Annotated in this window: 4 protein-coding genes; 3 read left to right on the top strand and 1 reads right to left on the bottom strand. The window is 72.9% G+C overall.

Annotated elements, in window-relative coordinates:
- The first annotated feature begins 178 nt into the window (after positions 1 to 178).
- The 3 genes from thiE to ACFWVP_RS31660 all read left to right on the top strand — a co-directional run bounded on the left by thiE (position 179) and on the right by ACFWVP_RS31660 (position 2,894).
- Complete coding sequence (gene thiE / locus ACFWVP_RS31650; RefSeq protein WP_384501415.1) at positions 179 to 829, top strand: thiamine phosphate synthase; 651 nt, start codon at positions 179 to 181, stop codon at positions 827 to 829.
- 168 nt (positions 830 to 997) lie between these two features.
- The gene (metF, locus tag ACFWVP_RS31655) at positions 998 to 1,915 is read left to right on the top strand and encodes a methylenetetrahydrofolate reductase [NAD(P)H] (protein WP_384501416.1); all 918 of its coding nucleotides are present in this window, start codon (positions 998 to 1,000) and stop codon (positions 1,913 to 1,915) included.
- Between the two features lie 49 nt (positions 1,916 to 1,964).
- Positions 1,965 to 2,894: a hypothetical protein gene (locus tag ACFWVP_RS31660; protein WP_384501417.1), complete on the top strand. Its 930-nt coding sequence runs from the start codon at positions 1,965 to 1,967 to the stop codon at positions 2,892 to 2,894.
- 31 nt (positions 2,895 to 2,925) lie between these two features.
- Here the strand turns inward: ACFWVP_RS31660 and ACFWVP_RS31665 are convergent, their stop codons facing one another.
- Positions 2,926 to 4,443 (bottom strand): phytoene desaturase family protein, encoded by a 1,518-nt coding sequence (locus ACFWVP_RS31665; RefSeq protein ID WP_384501418.1) that lies wholly within the window; start codon positions 4,441 to 4,443, stop codon positions 2,926 to 2,928.
- Positions 4,444 to 4,920 lie beyond the last annotated feature (477 nt).

A 4,920-nucleotide genomic window follows, 5' to 3' on the forward strand; every position in this document is an offset into this window, starting at 1 on the left:
TTTTTGTTTATAACCACACCCGCTGTGGACCGGGGGGTAGGGGGGCGCGCCCGCCGGCCCCGCCCCCCCGAGCTTCCCCGTCCGCCGGGGGGGGGGGGGGGGCGCGTACCCCCCCCCCCCCCCCACCCCGTTGTCACGGCTCCACCGACCACCGACGTACCGACGGGGGAACAACCACATGTCCACGCCTCGCGCGCAGCTCTCCGACGCCCGGCTCTACCTGTGCACGGACGCCCGGAAGCGGCAGGGCGACCTGCCCGACTTCCTCGACGCCGTGCTCACCTCCGGCGTGGACATCGTCCAGCTGCGCGACAAGGGGATGGAGGCCGCCGAGGAGCTCGACCACCTCGCGGTGTTCGCCGACGCCTGCGAGCGCCACGGCAAGCTCCTCGCGGTGAACGACCGGGCCGACGTCGCCCACGCCATCGGCTCCGACGTCCTGCACCTCGGGCAGGGCGATCTGCCGGTGCCCGCCGCCCGCGCCCTCCTCGGCGGTGACGTGATCGTCGGCCGCTCCACCCACGCCGAGTCCGAGGTCGACACCGCCGTCGCCGAGACCGGGGTCGACTACTTCTGCACGGGCCCCTGCTGGCCCACCCCGACCAAACCCGGCCGGCACGCCCCGGGCCTCGGCCTCGTGCGCTACGCCGCCTCGCTCGGACAGCCGCGTCCGTGGTTCGCCATCGGCGGGATCGACGCGGGCAACCTGGACGAGGTGCTGGACGCCGGCGCGCGCCGGGTCGTCGTCGTGCGGGCGATCACCGAGGCGGACGACCCGGCCGGAGCCGCCGCGGCGCTCGCCGCGCGCGTACGCGCCCGGTCCCTCTGAGCCGGAGCGGGCTTCCCGTACCCGTGGACGGATCCTGACAGGTCCGTGAACCGCGCCGCGGCCCGCCCCCTACGGCCGTCTGTCCGAAGGGTGGACAACAATCGCCTGATTGCGGTCAAATCGCACTGTCCGGTTGGGGTACCGCCGAGCCCTGGTTAACCTCGCGGTATGGCCCTTGGCACACCTTCCACCAGGACGGATCACGCCCGCACCGTGCGTGAGCTGCTCGCGACCGGCAAGACGTCGTACTCGTTCGAGTTCTGGGCGCCCAAGACCGAAAAGGGCGAGCGGAACCTCTGGAACGCCCTGCGGCGGGTCGAGGCGGTGCGTCCGAGTTTCGTCTCCGTGACGTACGGGGCCGGTGGTTCGACCCGCGCCGGGACGGTACGGGCGACCCAGCAGATCGCCGCCGACTCGACGCTCACCCCGGTCGCGCACCTCACCGCGGTCGACCATTCCGTCGCGGAACTGCGCAACATGGTCGGGCAGTACGCCGACGCCGGGATCCGCAACATCCTCGCGGTGCGCGGAGACCCGCCCGGCGACCCGATGGGCGAGTGGGTCGAGCACCCGTGCGGAGTGCGGTACGCCGCCGACCTCGTCCGGCTGATCAAGGAGTCCGGCGATTTCTGCGTCGGCGTCGCGGCGTTTCCCGAAATGCACCCGCGGTCGGCCGACTGGGACTCCGACGTCCGTAATTTCGTGGACAAGTGCCGTGCCGGAGCCGATTACGCGATCACCCAGATGTTCTTCCATCCGGAAAGCTATCTGCAGATGCGTGACCGCGTGGTCGCTGCGGGTTGCGAAACCCCGGTGATTCCCGAGGTGATGCCGCTCACCAGCGTCAAACAGCTGGAAAGATTCGCCCAGCTCAGCAACGCGTCCCTGCCTCCGGCACTGAAAGACCGCATCCTCGCCGCCAAGGACGATCCCGCCGCTGTACGCTCCATTGGCATCGAGTTCGCCACGGAGTTCTGCGCGAAGTTGCTCTCCGAGGGTGTCCCGGGGCTGCACTTCATCACGCTCAACAACTCGACGGCGACGCTCGAGATCTACGAGAATCTCGGACTGCACAAGCAGTCGTGACCGGCCGACCCGCCACCAACCGGGGCGGTGGCCGCAGGAGGGGGCGGGCGTGGGCTGGACGGTCCTCTACATCGCATTCGGCATCGTGGCGTTGTGGCTGCTGGGCGAGGTGCTGCTGCAGTACAAGGCACGCCTGCGCTGGCGGCTGCTCGCCTTCGGCGGCTTCCTCGGTGTGGTCCTCGGTGTACTGATCCCCTCCGTGGTGGTGATCGCCCTCGGCGCGATTGCCTTCGCGACGGGCCAGACGTATGTGACGCTCTCCTTCCGGAAGGGCTTCTCCACCGGCTGGGCCATCGGCGGCAGCCCCGGCGCGAGCCGCCGTCGCCGCCGCGGCGGCGAGCGGACCGCCACCCAGGAGCCCGTACTCCAGGTCTCCGGCCTCGAGTACGAGGAACCCGCCCCGGAGGCCCACGGAAACGCGGCCTTCGAGGTCTACGAACCGCAGCCGCTGCCCGACGACACCGGCCAGTACGGCATATACACCGACGCCGCCCACACCGCCCGGGACGGCGAGGAGCGGCGGCAGGACGAGCAGCAGCCGCAGTACACCGCCTACGACCCGTACACCGGCTATGCGGAGCCCTCCCAGGACACCTACAGCGGCCAGGGCGCCCACCAGGCGGCCCAGGACGCCTATCCGGGCCAGGACAGCCACCAGCGCCAGGACGGCTACGCCACCGGGCAGTACGACTACGGCGCCGAACAGGCGGGCTACGCCGCCTACTCGGACCCGTACATCGGGACGGGCACCGGGCAGTACGACAGTTACGGCAACGCCTACGAAAACGGCTACGGCGGGCAGCAGCCCACCGACGCCTACGCCGATCAGTACGCCTCCGACACCCCGCCGGGCGGCGTCTGGGTCCCGCAGCAGCGCGAGAGCGAGCAGTACCCCCCGATGCCCCCCGAGGCGCCGACCGGCCCCGCCTCGTACGGCAACGGGTACGACACCGGCCAGAACGAGCAGTACCGCTACTGACGCGGTACCGCCCATGGCCGGCTTCCACGGCTCACCGCGAGCCGCGGAAGCCGTCGCCCTCCACCACGAGTCCGGCCACCAGGGCCCCCGACATCCCGGCATGGGCCATCCCGCCGCCCGGATGCGACCAGCCGCCCACCAGGTACAGGCCGGGCAGCGAAGTGCGGTTCCCGGGGTGCAGAAAGGCACCGTCCGCCCCCGCCAGCGCGGGGGCGGGCACCGAACCACCCTCGGCGCCGGTGTCGGCCGCGGTGTCGGCGGGGGTACGCGTCTCGGAGCGGATCATCCGCTCGCGCAGGCCGGGGACGGCCTCGGCGGCCCGGCCGATCATGGTGTCGGCGAACCGCTCGCACAGCGCGGTGTCCGTCCAGTCGACCGGACCGTGCGGCGCCACCGTCGCCATCAGGGTCACCGCCTCGTGCTCCTCGTCCGGGCGGGTGGCGGGGTCGTCCGGACGCAGGACCGTCACCGTGGGCCGCTCCGCGACCCGGCCCCCGAACACCGCGTCCTGCTCCGCCGCCCCGTCCGCCGGGTGCACCACGGTCCGGTGCACGGCACCGGCCTCCCGCGCGCCGCGCAGCGACAGCAGGACCAGGAAGCGGCCCGGCACCCGTCCGCGCTCCACGCCCGACCGCGGCCCGGACGCCCCGCCGGGCGGCCGGTCCTGACCGGGTGACAGCTCGGGCCGCGGCTGCGCCCCGAGGACGACATGGTCGGCCTCCACACTCTCGCCGTCCGCCAGCTCGACGCCCGCGGCCCGGCCGTCCTCCTCGGTCACCCCGACCACCTCCGCACCGAAGACGAACGTCACCCGACGGGCCAGGCACCGCTCGTACACCGCGTCGGCGAGCGCCCGCATCCCTCCGGCGACGTACCAACTGCCGAAGGTCTCCTCCATGTACGGCAGGAGGGCTGCGGCGGCCGGTGCGTGACGGGGGTCCAGGCCGTACGACAGGGCGTATCCGTCGAGCAGGGCGGCCAGCCGGGGATCCGCCAGCTCCAGGGAGCCGACCTCCGCCACCGTCCGCGCCTGCCGGGCGGACCGCAGCAGCCTGCGGCGGCGCACCGACGGGTAGGGGTCCTGGCCCAGCACCTGGTGGCCGTCGCGCAGGGGCTCCTCCAGGAGGGGCCTGCGCGACCGGTCCCAGGCGGTGCCCGCCCGGTCCAGGAAATCCCCCCAGCGCGCCCCGGAACCCTCCCCGAGCGCCGCGTCCAGCGCGCCGACGACCCCGGCCCGTGAGGCGTTGGGCAGCGACACCGCCGTGCCGTCCGCGAAGAGATGACGGCTCGCCGGGTCGACCTGGGTCAGCGTGACGCACTGTTCCAGGGACTCCTTGCCCGTCTTCACGAACAGATCGCGGTAGACCGCCGGAAGGTGGAGCAGCGAAGGCCCGGTGTCGAACACGAAGCCGTCCCGGGAATGGCGGCCGAGCGAGCCGCCGTACGTCCGCGACCGCTCGTACACCGTCACCCGGTGGCCTGCCACGGCGAGCCGGGCGGCCGCCGCCATCGCGCCCGTCCCGGCGCCGATCACCGCAATTCGTGCCATGTCCCAGACCCTAGACGGTGCCACCGACAGGTCGTCCGGGAGGCCCGTACCCGCCCGCTCCCCCGCGAGCTCCGGCAGCGATCCGCTCCCGACCGCCGGCGGCCCGGCGACGCCACCGCCTCGCAACCGCCGGCCCGGCCGCCCGTGAACACCTGGGGGGGTACGGACAGGGACGCGGTCGTCACCAGTCGCGGTCCGGCCCGGGTGGGCCCCGGCACACAGCTCTGAGTATCCCTACCTACGGGGCGAGATGAGTAGGGATACGGATGGGGCGCCACCTCCCCGGACGGGAGAGTGGGGACCACGGAAGGGGCGCGGCGCCCGGACCGCCGTCACGGGGCGGCGGAACGGCGCGGCGCTCCGGACGTGACGGGGGTGTACGACGGAGAGCCCGAGGACCACGGGGGACGGGGGAACGGGTCACGGGGGAGGGTTCTGCGGAGTCACGAAGACGCCGGGCCGGTGGAATTCGAGGGC

It is taken from the genome of Streptomyces sp. NPDC058637, assembly GCF_042717325.1.
GTDB lineage: Bacteria > Actinomycetota > Actinomycetes > Streptomycetales > Streptomycetaceae > Streptomyces.

What these genes read in the sequence shown, in the direction of transcription:
- thiE (WP_384501415.1), top strand. Translation starts at nt 179, where the DNA reads ATGTCCACGCCTCGCGCGCAGCTCTCCGACGCCCGGCTCTACCTGTGC.
- metF (WP_384501416.1), top strand. Translation starts at nt 998, where the DNA reads ATGGCCCTTGGCACACCTTCCACCAGGACGGATCACGCCCGCACCGTG.
- ACFWVP_RS31665 (WP_384501418.1), bottom strand. Translation starts at nt 4,443, where the DNA reads ATGGCACGAATTGCGGTGATCGGCGCCGGGACGGGCGCGATGGCGGCG.